At 41.0% G+C, this 17788-nt stretch carries 15 protein-coding genes; 8 read left to right on the top strand and 7 right to left on the bottom strand.

Annotated elements, in window-relative coordinates:
- The first annotated feature begins 29 nt into the window (after positions 1–29).
- The gene (gene dacB, locus H4683_RS02050; protein ID WP_225941818.1) at positions 30–1577 is read left to right on the top strand and encodes a D-alanyl-D-alanine carboxypeptidase/D-alanyl-D-alanine endopeptidase; all 1548 of its coding nucleotides are present in this window, start codon (positions 30–32) and stop codon (positions 1575–1577) included.
- Between the two features lie 64 nt (positions 1578–1641).
- Here the strand turns inward: dacB and H4683_RS02045 are convergent, their stop codons facing one another.
- Positions 1642–2181, bottom strand: coding sequence for a helix-turn-helix domain-containing protein (locus H4683_RS02045; RefSeq protein ID WP_192597140.1), 540 nt, complete (start codon positions 2179–2181; stop codon positions 1642–1644).
- Between the two features lie 190 nt (positions 2182–2371).
- Here H4683_RS02045 and H4683_RS02040 point away from each other — a divergent pair, with 190 nt between their 5' ends.
- Together H4683_RS02040 and H4683_RS02035 are read left to right on the top strand one after the other, a co-directional pair.
- The gene (locus H4683_RS02040; protein ID WP_192597139.1) at positions 2372–3382 is read left to right on the top strand and encodes a proline racemase family protein; all 1011 of its coding nucleotides are present in this window, start codon (positions 2372–2374) and stop codon (positions 3380–3382) included.
- Positions 3383–3433: 51 nt separating this feature from the next.
- On the top strand, positions 3434–4408 hold the full coding sequence (locus H4683_RS02035; RefSeq protein WP_192597138.1) for an ornithine cyclodeaminase family protein: 975 nt from the start codon (positions 3434–3436) through the stop codon (positions 4406–4408).
- Between the two features lie 513 nt (positions 4409–4921).
- Here H4683_RS02035 and H4683_RS02030 read toward each other — a convergent pair.
- The 4 genes from H4683_RS02030 to H4683_RS02015 form a co-directional block, all read right to left on the bottom strand.
- Positions 4922–6148, bottom strand: a complete 1227-nt coding sequence (locus H4683_RS02030; RefSeq protein WP_192597137.1) for an NAD(P)/FAD-dependent oxidoreductase — start codon at positions 6146–6148, stop codon at positions 4922–4924.
- Positions 6141–6479 (bottom strand): (2Fe-2S)-binding protein, encoded by a 339-nt coding sequence (locus tag H4683_RS02025; RefSeq protein ID WP_192597136.1) that lies wholly within the window; start codon positions 6477–6479, stop codon positions 6141–6143. The genes H4683_RS02030 and H4683_RS02025 overlap by 8 nt, the downstream gene beginning before the upstream one ends.
- On the bottom strand, positions 6476–6754 hold the full coding sequence (locus tag H4683_RS02020; RefSeq protein WP_420826532.1) for a (2Fe-2S)-binding protein: 279 nt from the start codon (positions 6752–6754) through the stop codon (positions 6476–6478). The genes H4683_RS02025 and H4683_RS02020 overlap by 4 nt, the downstream gene beginning before the upstream one ends.
- A 440-nt stretch (positions 6755–7194) precedes the next feature.
- Positions 7195–8928 carry a sigma-54 interaction domain-containing protein gene (locus tag H4683_RS02015; protein ID WP_225941817.1) on the bottom strand — a complete coding sequence of 578 codons (1734 nt, stop codon included), beginning with the start codon at positions 8926–8928 and terminating at the stop codon, positions 7195–7197.
- A 163-nt stretch (positions 8929–9091) separates the two neighbouring features.
- On the opposite strand from H4683_RS02015, the gene H4683_RS02010 reads away from it, so the two are divergent.
- The 5 genes from H4683_RS02010 to H4683_RS01990 all read left to right on the top strand — a co-directional run bounded on the left by H4683_RS02010 (position 9092) and on the right by H4683_RS01990 (position 14698).
- Entirely contained in the window at positions 9092–10270 is a 1179-nt protein-coding gene (locus tag H4683_RS02010) for an NAD(P)/FAD-dependent oxidoreductase (RefSeq protein WP_192597134.1), read from the top strand.
- Positions 10270–11310 carry a proline racemase family protein gene (locus tag H4683_RS02005; protein WP_192597133.1) on the top strand — a complete coding sequence of 347 codons (1041 nt, stop codon included), beginning with the start codon at positions 10270–10272 and terminating at the stop codon, positions 11308–11310. Before H4683_RS02010 ends, H4683_RS02005 begins: the two co-directional genes overlap by 1 nt.
- Before the next feature lies 1 nt (position 11311).
- Positions 11312–12232, top strand: coding sequence for a proline racemase family protein (locus H4683_RS02000; RefSeq protein ID WP_192597132.1), 921 nt, complete (start codon positions 11312–11314; stop codon positions 12230–12232).
- Positions 12233–12295: 63 nt separating this feature from the next.
- Positions 12296–13189, top strand: coding sequence for a 4-hydroxy-tetrahydrodipicolinate synthase (gene dapA, locus H4683_RS01995; protein ID WP_192597131.1), 894 nt, complete (start codon positions 12296–12298; stop codon positions 13187–13189).
- A gap of 15 nt (positions 13190–13204) precedes the next feature.
- Positions 13205–14698, top strand: coding sequence for an aldehyde dehydrogenase family protein (locus H4683_RS01990; RefSeq protein WP_192597130.1), 1494 nt, complete (start codon positions 13205–13207; stop codon positions 14696–14698).
- 67 nt (positions 14699–14765) lie between these two features.
- Here the strand turns inward: H4683_RS01990 and rpoN are convergent, their stop codons facing one another.
- Together rpoN and H4683_RS01980 are read right to left on the bottom strand one after the other, a co-directional pair.
- A complete protein-coding gene (gene rpoN / locus H4683_RS01985) occupies positions 14766–16097 on the bottom strand; it encodes an RNA polymerase factor sigma-54 (protein ID WP_192597129.1) in 1332 nt (443 codons plus the stop codon).
- Between the two features lie 200 nt (positions 16098–16297).
- Positions 16298–17401, bottom strand: coding sequence for a M24 family metallopeptidase (locus H4683_RS01980; RefSeq protein ID WP_192597128.1), 1104 nt, complete (start codon positions 17399–17401; stop codon positions 16298–16300).
- Positions 17402–17788: the final 387 nt, after the last annotated feature.

Raw genomic sequence — 17788 nt, 5'->3', positions numbered from 1 at the left:
AAGTAATGAATAGCGGAGGTGCGAAGGGGTTGAAAAAATTTAAATTATGGAAACTGATGATTGTTTTTACGCTTATTACGGCGCTTATCGTGTTGGTGATTGGAAAAATGCAACCCAGTGTTTCAGTGACCACATCGAACGTTTCTACTGTACAGGTCACTAAAATAAATGAACCAGATGAACTCAATAAAACAGTTGAATTTGATGGAATCGATGAAATCTTGAACGACACTAGGCTACAAGGTGCAACGACGGGCATAAGTATCCGGAAAGCAACGACCGGTGAAATCATCTATGCTCGTCTTGGCGATACTCGATTACATCCGGCATCCGTCATGAAATTGCTGTCAGGCGCGGCTGCACTCGAAACGCTTGGACAAGACTACAGGTTCAAAACAGAATTGTGCATAGATGGGAAGATTAAAAATGGTGTTCTACATGGCAATCTCTACTTACGGGGGCAAGGGGATCCAACGCTGACAAAAAAGGATTTAAATGCATTCGCATCCACCCTTAAAGCGAAGGGTATCCAGACAGTCAATGGAAATATCTACGGAGATGATACGTGGTATGATAGCATTCGGCTTTCCCAAGACTTGAACTGGTCCGATGAGCCGTATTATACAGGCGCACAAGTATCAGCACTAACGTTTTCGCCGAATGACGACTATGATGCAGGAACAGTCATCGTCGAAGTGAACCCTGCCAAAAAGTCTGGTCAAAAAGGCATTGTCGGCATGCAGCCGGCAAACAGCTATGTGAAAATCGTGAACAATACGAAGACAGTTGCGAAAGACGGTAAGAAAAGTATACAAGTCGAACGGAAACATGGCTCTAATACCCTTATCGTATCAGGGACAATTCCATTAATGGCAACGACATCACGTTCATGGGCTTCCGTCTGGGAACCGACGAATTACACCGTCCATCTATTCAAAAAAGCAATCGACGAACAAGGCATTAAGTTTTTTGCAACTCCCAAAGTCGAACGTGGAATGATTCCTAAAGGAGCGACCCGTCTGACAATGAAACAATCGATGCCGCTAAAAGAGTTGTTCGTCCCCTTCATGAAATTCAGTAATAATGGACATGCAGAAGTGCTTGTCAAAGAGATGGGCCGGGTGGTAGGCGGCGAAGGCAGTTGGGATAAAGGGCTCGCTGTCATGGAGAACACGCTTGCCGATATGGGGATTGACACGGAAAGGATACTGCTTCGTGATGGGTCGGGCATGTCCCATAAAAACCTCGTTACGGCTAATGAAGTGTCGAAGTTGCTCTACACAGTCCAATCGAAACCGTGGTATCCGACATTCCTGAACTCACTTCCAGTAGCCGGGGACAATGAACGGCTTGTCGGCGGTACATTAAGAAATAGGATGAAGGGAACCGCGGCGATGGGCAATGTCCAAGCGAAGACAGGTGCACTGAACGGCGTCACTGCGTTGTCCGGCTACGTCAAAACAAAAGATGGCGAAACACTTATTTTTTCCATCATGGTCAACAACTATTTGAATGATAGAACGACCGAAGTGTTAGACAATATCGCAATAACACTTGCAAATTATCAGTCGAATTAAAAAAGTAGCTTCACACTAGAAACGCTGAGTGTGAAGTTGCTTTTTTATTTGATTGACATTGAAATCAATCAGATGAAACACATAGAAATTTCACGGCTGTATTTGTATAGTTTGACCAATAGTGAGGGTTGCTTGAATCGATGATGATGGAATCATGGGGTTTTAATTGGTATTCCTCGTTATTGATTTGAACGGTTAGTACGCCTTCCAAGACGTATAGAAACTCCGATCCGTGGTGCGTAAATGGATTTCCTTTATTTTCACCGGAGTTTAGAATTACAAGAATTGGGTTGAAGCCCAGGTTCAATTTGTTACTGGATAGATCCTTATAGATGAATTGATTGAGCGTAAAATCTTCGTCATTGTCTATTGCACGGATGACAGACAGTTGCGATTGCTCGTTGCCGCTTGAAAAAAAGTAGCTTGGATTTACTTGTAAAGCTTCGGAGATCTTTTTAAGTGATTCAAGTGTCAACGATGATTTCATCCGTTCCACTTGTGACAGGAAGCTGATTGAAAGGTTTGTTTCCTCAGCAATAGCTTTCAATGTCAGCTTTCTTTTTTTTCGTAATAGTTTTATCTTTTGTCCAATTGTTTTATCCATCGTTTCACCCCGTTTCATTGTATATAATCGAATTGAAGAAATTTTACTCTGTCAAATTCACATATTCAGTTGACAGAAAATTAGTATTAGTTTATCATGAATCACAATATAAGTTAAGTGTTGCTTCAATTTTATTATTGCTCGGCTTCAATAATAAATAATTATAAAAACTTGAATGGAGAGATATGTAATGATGATTAATAATGTATATTCAACAGTCGATGTCCACGTTGCAGGAGAACCGTTGAGAATTATCACGGACGGATTACCAGAAATTAAAGGCAATACACAGTTGGAAAGACGCGCGTATTGTATGGAGCATTTAGATTATATCAGAGAAGTGCTCATGCTTGAACCGAGAGGGCATCACGGGATGTACGGGTGTATTATTACGCCGCCGGCAAGCTCACATGCCGATTTTGGCGTTCTCTTTATGCACAACGAAGGTTGGAGTACGATGTGTGGACATGGAATTGTCGGTGTTATCACGATGGGAATCGAAACTGGAAGATTTAAAGTGAAGGGTGAGAATCAGAAATTCATCATTGATAGTCCGGCTGGGGAAGTAATTGCTTATGCAAAATGTACCGGTTCAATTGTTGAATCGGTATCGTTTGAAAATGTACCGTCTTTTGTATTGAAAAAGGATGTACCTATCAGCATTGACGATTTCGAATTTAAGGTTGATATTGCCTTCGGAGGCGCTTTCTATGCAGTGGCACAAAGTAAGGATATTGGTTTGAGAGTGAATAGAAAAGATTTACCGGCGATCCAAAAATGGGGAACAAAAATTAAGCATTTTATTGAAGAAAGAATCGATGTAACGCATCCACTTGAAAGTGGACTACATGGAATTTATGGAGTCATTTTTTCAGATGAGCCGGTTGATGCAAATGCAGATTTGCGTAATGTCACTATTTTTGCGGATGAACAAGTGGATCGTTCACCATGTGGAACAGGTACTTGCGCAAGACTTGCAACACTTTACGAAAATGGAGTATTAGGGGAAAATGGTAAATTTGTGCATGAAAGTATTACGGATGGACAATTTACCGGTGAGATCTTAGCTGTTTCAAAAGTGAATGAACTAAATGCAGTTATTCCAAAAGTGACTGGACAAGCGTTTCTGACAGGTATCCACCAATTTTTGGTGGATCCACGCGACACGTTGCCAAGGGGGTTTTTGTTGGAGGAAGTTTGAAGATAGACTGAGATATCAGCATAATGGTTCGTGATACTGGAGGAAAAAGACATGATGATTTTAAGTGCAAGTGAACAAAGAAAATTAGCGGATATCAATGAGGTTATGGATTGTGTTGCGGTTGCATTGCAAGAATTCTCCGCCTCAAGAACTGAAACACCGATACGATTGGCTCTTCCTTTTGGAAAAGAAAACACAGGGTTGGTCATGCCCTCTGTCGCTGATGGGTTAAAAACAATGGGGCTTAAATATGTAACGGTTGTGCCAAATAATAAAGAAAATGGAAAGAAAACGATTCAAGGTGTTGTCCTGCTCTCCGATATTGAAACAGGGGAGCCACTTGCTTTACTTGAAGGTTCCTATTTGACACTTATCCGAACGGGAGCATTATCCGGTGTCGCAACCAAATACTTTGCCCGTCAAGACGCGAAAATTTTAGGGATTATTGGCACTGGTGAGCAGGCGAGAGGTCTTTGTGAAGCAGTTGCCGCGGCAAGGGATATTGAAGAAATCCATATTTTTAACCGAAGCGAAAACAAATCAAAGGAGTTTGCGGAATTTATTGAGGACAAGTTTAATTTTAAAGTAGTTATTTGTAACAATCCGAATGATGTCGTCCGCAATGCAGATATTTTAGTTACTGCTACGAGTTCCGCAACACCGGTCTTTACTGAAGCTTTGAAACCAGGTACGCATGTGAATGCAGTAGGATCTTTTCGACCGACGATGCAGGAATTACCTACACATGTAATCAGCTCGGCAAGTAAAGTTGTTGTCGAGGCAAAGGACGCTGCCCTTGAAGAGACAGGCGATTTACAAGTGCCAATTCAAGAAGGAGTGTTCTCCGAATCGGGAATTCATGCGGAACTTGGACAAGTGGTAAGCGGCGAACGTTCGGGTAGAGAAAATGATGAGGAAATCACTGTGTTCAAATCGGTGGGCCTCGCAATTGCGGATATCGTTGTTGCAAAATATTTGTATGATAAGGCAGTCGCGAAGAATGCTGGAGTTCAGGTTGAGTTGTAAGTAGCATAGATTAATAGCGAAAGGCTATCCCTTAAGCCGATTTTATCGGACAAATAGGATAGCTTTTTCATTTCACGAACCAAGCGACCAATTCCGATGTCAAAGCGACTAATTCTCGAATCAAGCGACCAATTCGGATGTCGAAGCGACTAATCCCCGAACCAAGCGACCAATTCGGATGTAGAAGCGACTAATTCCCGAACCGAGCGACCAATTCGGATGTAGAAGCGACCAATTCGGATGTAGAAGCGACTAATCCTCGAATCAAGCGACCAATTCGGATGTAGAAGCGACTAATCCCCGAACCAAGCGACCAATTCGGATGTAGAAGCGACTAATCCCCGAACCAAGCGACCAATTCGGATGTAGAAGCGACTAATCCCCGAATCAAGCGACCAATTCGGATGTAGAAGCGACTAATCCCTACATTATCCAATGAGTTCATTAATGACAATAAAAAAAGGCCACTCCATAAGTAACTAATTTACTTATGGAGCGGCCCTTATCCCGTGTTTAATTGCCAACCATATCCTTCACGGTATTCAGATGTTCTTCCCAATAGTGCTGGAGTTTTTGTTTTCCTTCTTTTACCGCGGGGTGGAATTGGATGAATGCATTATCTCTTGTATGTTCAATATCTTGAATAGCTTTTTTGATATTCTGTTCTTGATTACTAGTTCCGTTGTTATGCACGATTGATAATCCAGCAGCTACACCTTGGCTAGCGGCAACTTTGGCACCTTCTATACCTGTTATATTGCCGGCAACGTATAGCCCTTCCAATGCAGTTTCCATCCGTTCGTTATGAAGGGGAACGTAGCCGCCTAGTTCTTCAATATGGTAGAAAGGGCAACCTGCCACGGCTGCCAATTCGGCTAATGGATAGAGGCCTCCAGCGATACAAACAAAATCGGCCTGTACTTTTTCTTCGGTTCCAGGAATGACTTCACCCGTAGGACTGATTGTCGCCATTGTCACCCCTTCAACTTCATTGTCCCCATAAATCTCGATGACCGCTTTTCTGAGCATGATTGGGATATCCCACATTTTCACACCGTTTTTCGGAAAGAAAGTGATGCCCATTTTCTTCATGAATTCAATTTTCATAAGCTTGCTTCCGAACTTGACGAATGCGGAAGGTGCCATATGGGACACGTGCAGAAGTGAATTCATCACGTTCATCGGGTTGCCTGATTCTTTTGTCACTAGGCTCATCTTCGGTAGCGTGATACACGCCACTTGTACGCCGGCGAGTTGCAGTTCCATCGCGATTGCGGATGAAAGGACGTTTACGCCGATAATTACGCCGCGGTTACCGGGTTTGACTCTATGTACGTTGGTCATTACTTGGGCAGCGCCGACAGACATAACGCCTGGTAGTGTCCAACCGGGAATTGGCAAAGGTGCTTCTGTTGCTCCGGTTGCGAGTAGTAAATGGGATGTGTAGTACGTTTCTGTGGCTGTATAGATGACCCATGAACTATCAATTTTCTCGAGATTGGACACGGCTGTGTGGAGCTGAATTTTTACGCCGAGGTCCAATGCTTTTTCATATAATTGTTTGGATTCTTTGATGCCGTTCCACCAGTTTCCATTAGGCTCTTCGTAAAGTTGGCCTAATAGTCTTCCACCAGCAATCATGTATTCGTCGAGAACGAGGACCTCTAGTCCGTTTTCGGCGATTGTGATTGCGGCAGATAAGCCGGCAGGCCCTGCGCCGATAATAATGACTTTACTCATTTTCAGGCCTCCAATCTCTTACAGTTGTCAAAAGTTTTTCATTGCTTGTGACGACCATATTTTCTTTAATAGGTGTTAGACAAGCCCTTACACCTTGTTGCCCATCAACCGTTACACGGCATTCAAAGCAATGGCCGATGTTACAATAAATTCCTCGGGGTGCCCCGCTTTCTTCGTGGCTGCGCAGCGTACGAACTCCGTTTGCTAGAAGTGCAGCGGCTAATGATTCATTTTTCAATCCCCGATACTCTTTATTGTTAAAGGTGAAGGAAATAATGTCAGTGTCGTCTAGTTTGCCAAGTATTGGGTGGTCAATAATTCTTTTTGTCATTTTTTAACATCCCCTAAGTCACCGAAACTTATCGGCCTGATAGGTGGTTGGTATTTCAAAGTGAGTTGTGCACAATCTCTTTCATTTCCATTGAAGGAATGGGCAATGTTGTCTACCATAGTGCGGCATGTTCTCCCACCACAATAGCCCATGCCAGCACGTGTCCGTAGCTTTAATTCTCTTGACGCACATTTATACTTTTCCGCTGTTTCTGTTAATTGTTTGTAAGTTACTTCTTCACATCTACATATAATCATTTCATTCTCCAACAATATTCTCACCTCTACCTTGAACTTTAAAAAACACACCATCTGATACTATATGCAAGAATGATGCCAAAGTTTTCCCTATCAAATACGCCTCGGTGGATTTGCGCCTAGATCAAGTAAGGAAGTTAACCTTTGTCGCATCCTTGCGACAATAAGGAGGAATGAAATTCAATTCCTCCCCGCTAACTGACCTGCATCACGCAGGCCCGACCTTGCTCAATTGACTCCTTTCAAAATCTATGGCATCCGCCGGAGGCTTTGGGCCGACAGGGGGGAAGGATTGTACTACATCCTTCCTTGTTGGTTACTCAGGTGTTGTCGCCGGACGCGGCAATCTTAGCCAGAGTTCTTCCATTTCAGCAGGGATTTGAACCCCTACTGAATTATCTACACACTTTGCATTCATCTCACCACTTATAGAAATGGGACGCTTCTGCTGAATGATGTTAAAGTTTTATGCCTAATTTATTCATACGATTATAAAGGGTGGCTCTTGTAACATCCAGACTTTTAGCGCAAAGTTGTTTGTTTCCGTCTGACTTATTTAGTTCTCTAAGAATAATATCCCGTTCATATTCTTGTAATCGTTCATTCAAAGACAAGTTCCCATCAATGGAGGATTGGAATGGATGTGTATCGGTGTTCAGATCTGTAGATTGAGTAATTCTATCCATATCAATAGGTAAATCATCGATTTTAATTTCCCCATTTTCCGAAAATACGACTAAACGTTCAACGATATTTTTTAATTCCCGGATATTCCCTGGCCATGTATGCTGTAGCAAAGACTGCATGACAGCTTGAGAAATTCCATGGATGGGCCGATGGTACTTGATAGAAATCTCATATAGGAAATAGTGGGTCAGTTCAATGATGTCCTCTGGGCGATCGCGTAAAGGAGGAACTTTGAAGTTGACAACATTTAATCGGTAATAAAGGTCTTCTCGGAACTTTCCTTCCGCTACAAGTTCTTTTAAATCACGGTTGGTTGCGGCAATAACCCTAAAATCTACCTCTACTTCTTCTGTACCGCCTACAGGATAAAATTTCTTCTCTTGGAGAAGGCGTAGAATTTTCACTTGCATTTCTAACGGCATTTCCCCGATTTCATCTAAAAATAAAGTACCCCCTCTTGCAAGTTCAACTTTTCCCTTTTTCCCTTTCTTATCTGCTCCAGAAAATGCCCCTTTTTCGTACCCAAATATTTCACTTTCAAATAAGCCACTCGGAATGGCCCCACAGTTAATAGCTACAAATGGGGCTTTTTCGGCTTCACGTAAATTGTGAATCGCTTTTGCGAAAAGTTCCTTACCGACTCCACTCTCCCCGTATATTAAAATACTTGCATTTGTAGTAGCCGCTTTTTGGGTGATTTTTATCGTTTTCTTCAGAGCAGGGCTATTCCCTTTTATATAAGTAAATGGATTGACTGAAGGCATAGATTTTCTAACTTCTTCTTCTAAATTGAATAGTTTTTCAGAAGTCATGTAAAGCTCATTGTTCAATCTAATCTGACTTGTAATATCCGTTTCGGACACCACTGCACCGATAATTTCTTCTTTAAAGTAAACGGGACTTGAATTGATCATAACAACCAAGTCCCTCCTTGCGTGATGCTGGCTATGGTATAGAGAGGTTCCATCTTTTAGGGCTTTCAATATTTCCAAGCGGTCGGGATTGAAGAAGTCGGTGATTGGTTTACCTATAACTTCGTGTTCTTTGAAAGAAAAAATTTTTTCAGCACCTTTTGTCCAATAGAGGATGTTTGTATCGCTGTCAATTACAGTACAGGATTCATCGATTGTATTTAAAATCGTGTGTAAATACGCTTGCATGCGTTCGTACTCATTCAGTAAGTCTTCGGAAAATGAAGAAGGAGTAATATAGCCGATGTATTCCCCATCTGGATTTTTTACAATTACGGTTGTGCTCTCGTCCAACGATTCATATACTTGTTTACAAGTGCTACTTAACGGAATCGTTTTGCATAATCTATAAATACCCTCTTCTCCTTGATGTGAGATTTCGACATGGTACAGCTCAGACATCTTTTTGATGAATACCGTTTTTGAAGAGTCTTTTTCTATCAAAGTAGCTAAATTCTTTTCATCTTTTTCATCACTTAGGATAATGAAATCTGTGCGTATCAGTTTTTCGAGTAAATGGAGTGTAGAAGTCAATTTGTTATCCACCTTTACTGTCAATAATATTTGAAGTGTATAACTATCTTTACATAAATAGATTGAAAATTCAATAGAGAATCAAGCTTTCTTGTCTTTTAATTCTTGGCATGAAACTTGCATATGTAGATATGGAACACTAAATGAGAGGAGGATTCTTGTGATGAGCACTCAACATCGAGATGTTGTTGTTATTGGTGGAGGCATTATGGGTGCGGCAATTGCTTATTATGGCTCGAAAGCTGGTTTAAATATTACAGTTCTTGAAAAAAAAGAATTGGCGAGTGGCACTTCCTCAAGATGTGACGGAAATATCCTTGCGATTGATAAGGATCCGGGCTTTGATAGTCAAATGTCATTGAAAAGCCAACAACTTGTTCATGAGTTAAATAAAGAACTAGAAATATCGTTTGAATATCGTAATCCAGGCAGCATTTTAGTATGTGAAAATGATAACGAAATGGAAGCTGCGAATACGTGGGTTAAAAGGCAGCAGGATGCAGGATTGGATTTTCGGATGTTGGACCGTGACGATTTGCGAAATGAATCTAAGTATTTCGCAGACGATTTATATGGAGGGTTAGAATGTAAAACAGACTCAACAGTCAATCCTTATATGCTGACGTATTCGATGTTTTACAGTGCAGAAAAACAAGGTGCGAAAATACATACGAATACTGAAGTGAAGAATATCACTCGAAATGACGCTGGTCAGTTTATAATCGAAACGAATAATGGCGTATTCACGGCCAATAAAGTTGTTAATGCATGTGGTGTATGGGCTCCCATGATTGGCGAGATGTTAGGTTTAGATATTCCGATTATTCCGAGGAAGGGTCAGCTTATCGTTGCATCTCGACAACAACCTGTCGGGCTTCGTAAGGTGATGGAGTTTGGCTATCTAATATCCAAGTTTGGTGGGGAGAGGAAAGTAGACCCTCTGACAGAGAAGTACGGGGTTGCCCTCGTATTTGAACCGACGGAGAGCCAAAACTTTCTAATCGGAAGTAGTAGACAGTTCACGGGCTTTGATACAAGAGTCGATCACGAAGTCACAAAATACATTGCGAAACGTGCAGTACGTTTTTATCCAAAAATAGCAGATATGACTGTTATTCGAACATATGCAGGACTAAGACCGTGGACGGAAGATCATTTACCAATTATTTCGCAAGTTGACCAAATTCCTGGTTTTTATATAGCAGCTGGACACGAAGGTGACGGCATTAGTTTAGCGGCAGTAACAGGGAAATTGATTGAAGAAATGATTAGTGAAAAAGAACCATCAATTCCAATAAGTCCATTACGGTTTAGCCGATTTAAAGAGAGGGTGATGGGCTGATGAATTTTCAACGTTTATTTACTACAATCGATACACATACAGGAGGAAATCCTACACGAACACTTATAAGTGGTCTTCCTCCATTAAAGGGATCTACGATGTCTGAAAAGATGTTGTATATGGAAGAACACTTCGATTGGATTCGAAACTTTTTAATGAATGAACCTAGAGGACACGGCGTAATGTCTGGTGCGTTAATGACAGATCCCTGTCACCCGGATGCCGATGTCGGTGTTATTTATATTGAGACGGGCGGTTATTTGCCGATGTGTGGGCACGATACAATTGGTTTCTGCACAGCGCTCGTAGAAGCAGGATTAATTGAGGTGAAAGAGCCGTTCACGGACATCAAAGTGGATACACCAGCCGGTCTCATCGATGTGAAGATAAAGGTCGTTAACGGTAAAGCGGAAGAAGTAACGTTTGCGAACGTACCTGCATTTTTGTTGAAATCCATTGAAATTGATGTGGAAGGCATCGGAAATATAGAATGTGATATTGCATATGGCGGAAATTTTTACGGAATCATCGATGCGCGAAAACTTGGTTTGTCGTTGGATGAAAATAACGCGACGACAATTATTAATATAGCCATCGATATTCGAAACGCAATTAACGAAACTGAAGAAATTGTTCATCCGGAGTTTCCATTCATTAGCGGACTGACGCATATTGAATTTTTTACTGATCCGGTACATCCGCAAGCAGATGTGAAAAATACAGTCATTGTACCTCCGGGAGGAATCGACCGTTCCCCATGCGGAACAGGAACTTCTGCGAAACTTGCAACGATGTGCAAGAGAAAAGAGATTGGTATTGATGAACTTTTCGTCCATGAAAGCATTGTGGGTACATTATTTAAAGCCAAAGTACTCGAAGAAATAAAAGTGAAAGAGCTGGATGCGTTTATTACCGAAGTGACGGGTTCCGCTTGGATTATGGGTATGCATCGGTTCTTCTACAATGAAAGAGACCCCCTTCGGGAAGGATTTTTACTAATACCTCCAATGGAACACGAAACAGTGAAGGAGGGAGTGTAATATGAACTTCGAAAAAATGTTTAGCACAATTGATACACATGTAGCCGGTGAAGCGTTCAGGGTGGTTATCCAATCTTCCATCGTGCTGCAAAGTGGGGATGTTCAGTCGAATCATGACGAGTTGCGGTACAACTTTGAAGATGAAAAGAACCTGTTATTGAATGAACCAAGGGGCCATCGCGGCATGCATGGGTGCTTGGTCACTTCTTCAAACGTAGCGAACTTTCGACTGTTATTCTTCAATCATAACAATGTGAATAACTTCAAATATGAAGGATTATTGACAACTGTAACCGCATTAATTGAGACAGGGAATATTAAAAGGACGGCAAATGACGTTTATAAGGTAGAGACGGTGAATGGCATCTTCGAGGTGAAGGTGCTTGTTGAAAATCAGGAAGTAACTTCTGTCTCTATTGAAAGTGGCGTTTGTTCCATTGATAGTTTAAATCCGGAGTTTGTGTCTGTCACTGTAGACGATGATCGGAAGTATTTACTGTTCAATTTGCCTAGTTCCGTACCGGGTATTCAGTTGGAATACTTAGCGGCACTAACTAGTTGGGGCAGTGAAAAAGTTGAGAAATTGTCGAATGAAAACATCTATTTTGATGGAATTGTACTTATTGAATCATCACCTTCAACTCCAAATAAGGTTAGATCGATGACGTTTGAAAAAGATGGCTATATTTTACGATCCCCAGGAATTGATAGCACGTTCGCAATTTTAACAGCGTTGTTGAGCGTTTCAAATGACTATAGCGAAGTGGAAAATATAAGTGTTTTTGAAAGCGTGTTAACAGCGAATCTACTTTCGGGTGATGCGTATCGATTTTCTGTCGAAACAGAGGCGTTTGTTACAGGAATGCATCAATTTATTCTCGATCATGAGGATCCGTTAAGGAATGGTTTTTTATTGGCCTAATAAAACAGGAAATTGAATAAGCTAATTAAAATAATTTTAAACAAAACTTAGGAGGAATTTATAATGGTAAAACTTGAAGGGGTATTCCCTGTACTAATTACACCAATGATCAACGAACAGGAAATTGATTGGGAAGGTTTCAAAAATAATATCGAACACTTCATCAATGAAGGCGTAGCAGGTCTTGCCATCAATGGAAGTACAGGTGAGTTTGTCAGCTTGACGAAGGAAGAGCGCTACAAGGCAGTTGAAGTTGCGGTTGCGCAAGTGAATGGACGTATTCCACTTGTTGTTGGAACGGCAGCGGAAACGACGGCAGATGCGATTGAGTTTACACAACAGGCTGAACAAACTGGTGCAGACGCTTCATTGTTAATTAACTCGTATTATTCACATCCGAAAGAGAACGAAATCTATGAACACTTTAAAGCAGTTGCAGAGTCTGTTAAATTCCCGGTAATGATTTACAACAATCCATTCACATCTGGTGTTGACATCAGCACGGAAACGATTCTAAAAGTCGGACGTGACGTTGAAAATATTACACATATTAAAGAATCAAGCGGTGGTATCGGCAAGGCACGCGATATCGCTCGACAAGGGGCAGGTTTCATTAAAGTATTCTGTGGTTCTGAAGACCTTGCTATTGAATCATTTCTAGTTGGGGCAACCGGATGGATTTCTGTCTCAGGTAACATTGCACCTGGTCTAGTGACAGCTATGTACAATCATGTTCAAAACAATGAAATGGATGAGGCATGGGCACTTTACGACAGACTTTTGCCACTTTGTGAGTTTCTTGAAGGATCTGGAAAATACGTTCAAATTGTTAAACGGGCGATGGATTTACAAGGTTTAGCAGGCGGACCTTGCCGTAGACCGAGACTGCCATTGAATGAAGAAGAAGATGCAAAGTTGAAAGTATTGCTTCAAAGCTTGGAAGCAGTCAAAAACTAAAAGGGGGAGTTAAAGATGTTGAAAGCAACAGACTACAAATTAAAGCCAAAAGTGCAAGCGTTTTTGGATGAAAACGTGGGATTGTACATTGACGGAAACTATGTACCCGCTCGTAGTGGGACAATGTTTGACGTCATCAATCCCGCCACTGAAGAAGTCATTGCCAAAGTGAGTGAAGCGCAAGCTGAAGATATCGATATTGCAGTTGCAGCAGCGAGAAAGGCATTTGACGACGGTGAATGGACAAAGATGCCGGCAGCCGATCGTTCACATCTTATCTATAAATTTGCGAATCTATTGGAAGAGAACCGTGAAGAGTTGGCGCAACTTGAAGCGCTAGACAACGGGAAACCGTACGCAGTGGCGTTAGCGGATGATGTTGATGGAACGGTTCAGCATTTTAGGTACTATTCGGGCTGGGCAACAAAATTACTGGGTAAAACGACGCCGATTTCTCCGGATTATTTGAACTATACGGTTCATGAACCGGTAGGGGTTGTCGGACAAATAATTCCATGGAACTTTCCACTTGCGATGGCTGCTTGGAAGCTCGGATCGGCACTTGCTGTCGGTTGTACGGTCGTCATCAAGCCTGCAACTGAAACACCACTTTCGCTGTTATTTGCAGCGAAACTGTTTAAGGAAGCTGGATTCCCAGACGGCGTTGTAAACGTTGTTCCTGGTGCAGGGCGAGTTGCGGGAGATGCAATTGTCACGCATACAGGCGTCGATAAAGTCGCATTTACCGGTTCAACAGCTGTTGGAAAAGAGGTTATGCGTAAAGCGGCAGACCAAATCAAAGGTGTCACACTGGAGCTTGGTGGAAAATCACCAAGCATCATTCTGGAAGATGCCAACATTGAAGAAGCAATTGAAGGCGCATTTAACGGCACGATGTATAACCATGGTCAAAACTGTAGTGCATGTACACGTGTCTTCGTTCACCGTAAACACTATGATTATGTCGTAGAATCATTGGTCAAGCGTGTAAACGCATTGAAACTAGGCCCAGGTATGGATCTAGAAACAGATATGGGTCCACTTGTTTCAGCCAAACAACAACAAACGGTCCTCGGCTATATCGAACAAGGGAAAAAAGAAGGTGCACGACTCGTCGCAGGTGGAGGGAAAGGGCTTGATAAAGGCTTTTTTGTACAACCAACCATTTTTGCAGATGTCGAAGACCATATGGTCATTGCGCGTGAAGAAATTTTCGGTCCAGTTATGTCAGTATTTGTTTTTGATACGGTAGAAGAAGTTATCAAACGCGCAAACGACAGCGATTATGGCTTGGCTGCTAGCATCTGGACAGAAAATATTAAATCCGGTCATTTTATTGCCAGCAAGCTACAAGCTGGGACCGTTTGGATCAACGACTTTGGACTCGAATGGGAAACGATGCCGTTCGGCGGCTATAAACAATCTGGAATCGGTCGTGAAATGGGCGGAGAATACGGGTTGGAAAACTACACAGAAGTGAAAAGTGTATTCGTGAATATTAAACAGTGACCAACTTAATATAAGTAGAAAAGAGGCACTCGACCGGTAACCCGGTTGAGTGCCTCTTCCTATATCATCATTCATCAGAGGTCTGAATTTCTTTTCTTTTACTTGAAGGTGGAATTCTTAACTCCTCCCTGTATTTACTGACTGTTCTTCTTGAGATGGTTATCCCTTTTTTGGTATTGAAATAATCCGCGATTTTTTGATCGGAAGAGGGCTTAAATTTGTTTTCCTGTGCAATGAAGGCACTCAATAACGCTTTCACTTTTGTTTGAGAGATACTATTGCCATCCGCTGTCTCCAGTTTTGAGTTGAATAGCATTCGGAGATCGAACGAACCAAAAGGCGTTTGAATTACTTTATTCATTGTCGCACGGCTGATAGTAGATTCATGCATTTCGATTGCTTCAGCAACATCTTTAAGTGTAAGTGGTTTTAGCGATAGAAATCCATTTTTAAAAAAGTTTTGCTGCCTTTCTAGAAGGACTTTCATGATTTTAATAATCGTGTTTCGACGTTGTTCAATACTACTGAGAAGCCACTGGTAGTTTTTATGATGATTATTCATGTATTTTGAGGTATCATCTTTCGATTGGAGGTAAGGTGTATAATCCTTACTCATCCGAATATTTGGCAGGTGACTGTCATTTAAATAGAAGATGAAGTCATCATCTTTTAATTCGACAATAATGTCAGGAGTCAAATATTCAGTAGAACAATCGGAAATGAGAGAACAAGGCCTTGGGTCTAGAGTCTGGATGAAATCATAAAGTTCTTTCACTTCAGTCATTGAAATATTCATACGAGTAGAAATTTGTTGCCATTTTCGATCGGCGAGCAAATTCAAATAATTTTCTATTAAGTCTCCTGCCAATTGTTTTTCTGGATATGTATATTTTATTTGTAGCAATAGACATTCTCTTAAGTTTCTTGCGCCGATTCCAATAGGTCCGATTTCTTGTAGAAGGTGAATCCCTTTTTCAATTTCACACTCATTAAATTTTAAATGGAAATCTGAATCTATACCGTCAAATGTAAAATAACCATTATCATCAAGATTGAAAATGAGATATTTCAGTAGTTTTTGATCTTCCATATCCGGGAATATAAACTTGACCTGTTCGAATAACTGATCTCTCATATTGTTATCATTGCCTTGGATGATGTCGATAGGCATTTCGGAAGAGTTAGAGTAACTGAATGATGAAGATCTGTGAGTCAATCTCTCTTCATATACGTTTCTTTCTTCGTTTTCTTTCAACTCTATTAATGGGTTCTCCAACTCTTGTTGTCTAATATATTGTTCAAGTTCATATGTAGAGTATTGTAATAGTTCAATTGCTTGCCTCAACTCAACGGTCATTGAAAGATTAATTTCTTGCCTTTGTTGGAGTGCAAGTTCCATCTGGATTCCTCCTCTGAAAGCTGGAAAATAATGATAGCGCTTTCAAGAATATATCCTTCATTATAGTATAAACTTCACAAGATATCCATAAAAAATATGAATCTTCAGAAATAGGTAGAAAAAGCCATTGTAGACGGAGTGGTAGCCAATAACGGGATCTGCTTTCATTCCATCTGCAAGGGCATAATAGGATTATAAAACTAGAGAACTTGAAGCTGTCTTGGGAATGAAGTCAAAACTTCGGATTTCCCATCTTCGTTAATATAAACGATATCTTCTATACGTACACCACCATGTTCAGGAATATAGATTCCGGGCTCAATTGTAAAAACTAGCCCCTCGTTAGCGAGCTCTTCATTGTTCTGGTGGATGGAAGGCTCTTCGTGGACATCAATACCTAAACCATGGCCAACACGGTTGTTGAAGTAATCACCATAACCGCTATCGATAATCACATTTCTTGCTGCAAAATCGAATGTTTTTAAAGGCACACCGGAACAGACGGCATTTATTCCTGCCTGATTGGATTGAAGAACAATATCATAAATCTTTTTTTGGTTTTCTGTGGCTTCACCAATGATGAAAGTACGGGTAATATCGGAACAGTATCCATCCTTCACAACACCCATATCAATTAATAAATAATCCCCTTTTCTAAATACACGCTCTCCTGGAGAACCATGTGGTAACGCAGCTTTTTCCCCTGACAAAACAATTGTTGAAAAAGAAGGGCCATCCGCACCAAATTTTCTCATTAGATATTCGAGTTCGGCAGTCAATTCTGATTCAGTCATCCCGATTTTCACCTTTCGGATACCTTCAGCCATGACCTTTTCAATGATATCAATCGCCTTCATCAAGTACTCAATTTCTTTTTTCGATTTCTTCTTCCTTTGGGCATTCACGAATGGTTGCACGTCCGCTACATGTAATTGTGGGAAGAGGTCCATCAAATTATTATAACGATAGAAACTTAAGGCCTTTGCCTCAACACCAATTGTTTTTAATTTGACACCAATTGATTCGTGAACAACTTGGAAAGGGTCCTGTTCATCTGAAATAGGAATGATATTCGTTACGTCGGATACTAGTGTTGCGGCCTCCTTATCCAATGCGGGGACGAAGAGGTATGTCTTATCGCCAACTACGTCAATGACTAGGGCCATGAATCTTTCGTGAGGGTCTGAATTGAAACCAGTATAGTAAAACACATTGGCTGGATTGGTAATCATCACGGCATCGAAAGTATTCTCGGTGAGATATGTTTTTAAAAGAATTCGCCTATTTTCATAAATTTTTCCCAAAAATAAAGCCTCCTAAAATTGTAATATCTAAAGTGACAATGCAAGAAATGTGCCAACTTTTTGAAATGGAAAGATACAGATTGATAGGGTTGGCATAAATCGAGAGGGATAGACAGATTTTTTTTGGCACGAATATTGCATAATATTTCCTATCTTTAAAGAATGAAGGGGGAGTTTAATTGGTTTCTATGCTTTATAGAAAAGAAACGTGGAATCGTGAAGTATATGAAGACTGAAAATCTTAAATTAAAAGGGAGGGACATAAACGAAACAGTTATTGGGATATAAGGGCTTGGTTGTCGATAATGTATAAAGGGTCTTGGGAGGTGCAATTAGGATTTGCTTGGCTGCATTCAATAGATGGCTTTTAATCCAAGCCTACAGAAG

Source organism: Sporosarcina limicola (assembly GCF_014873855.1).
Taxonomy (GTDB): Bacteria; Bacillota; Bacilli; order Bacillales_A; family Planococcaceae; genus Sporosarcina; species Sporosarcina limicola.
This window is presented reverse-complemented; position numbering and strand designations above follow the sequence as displayed.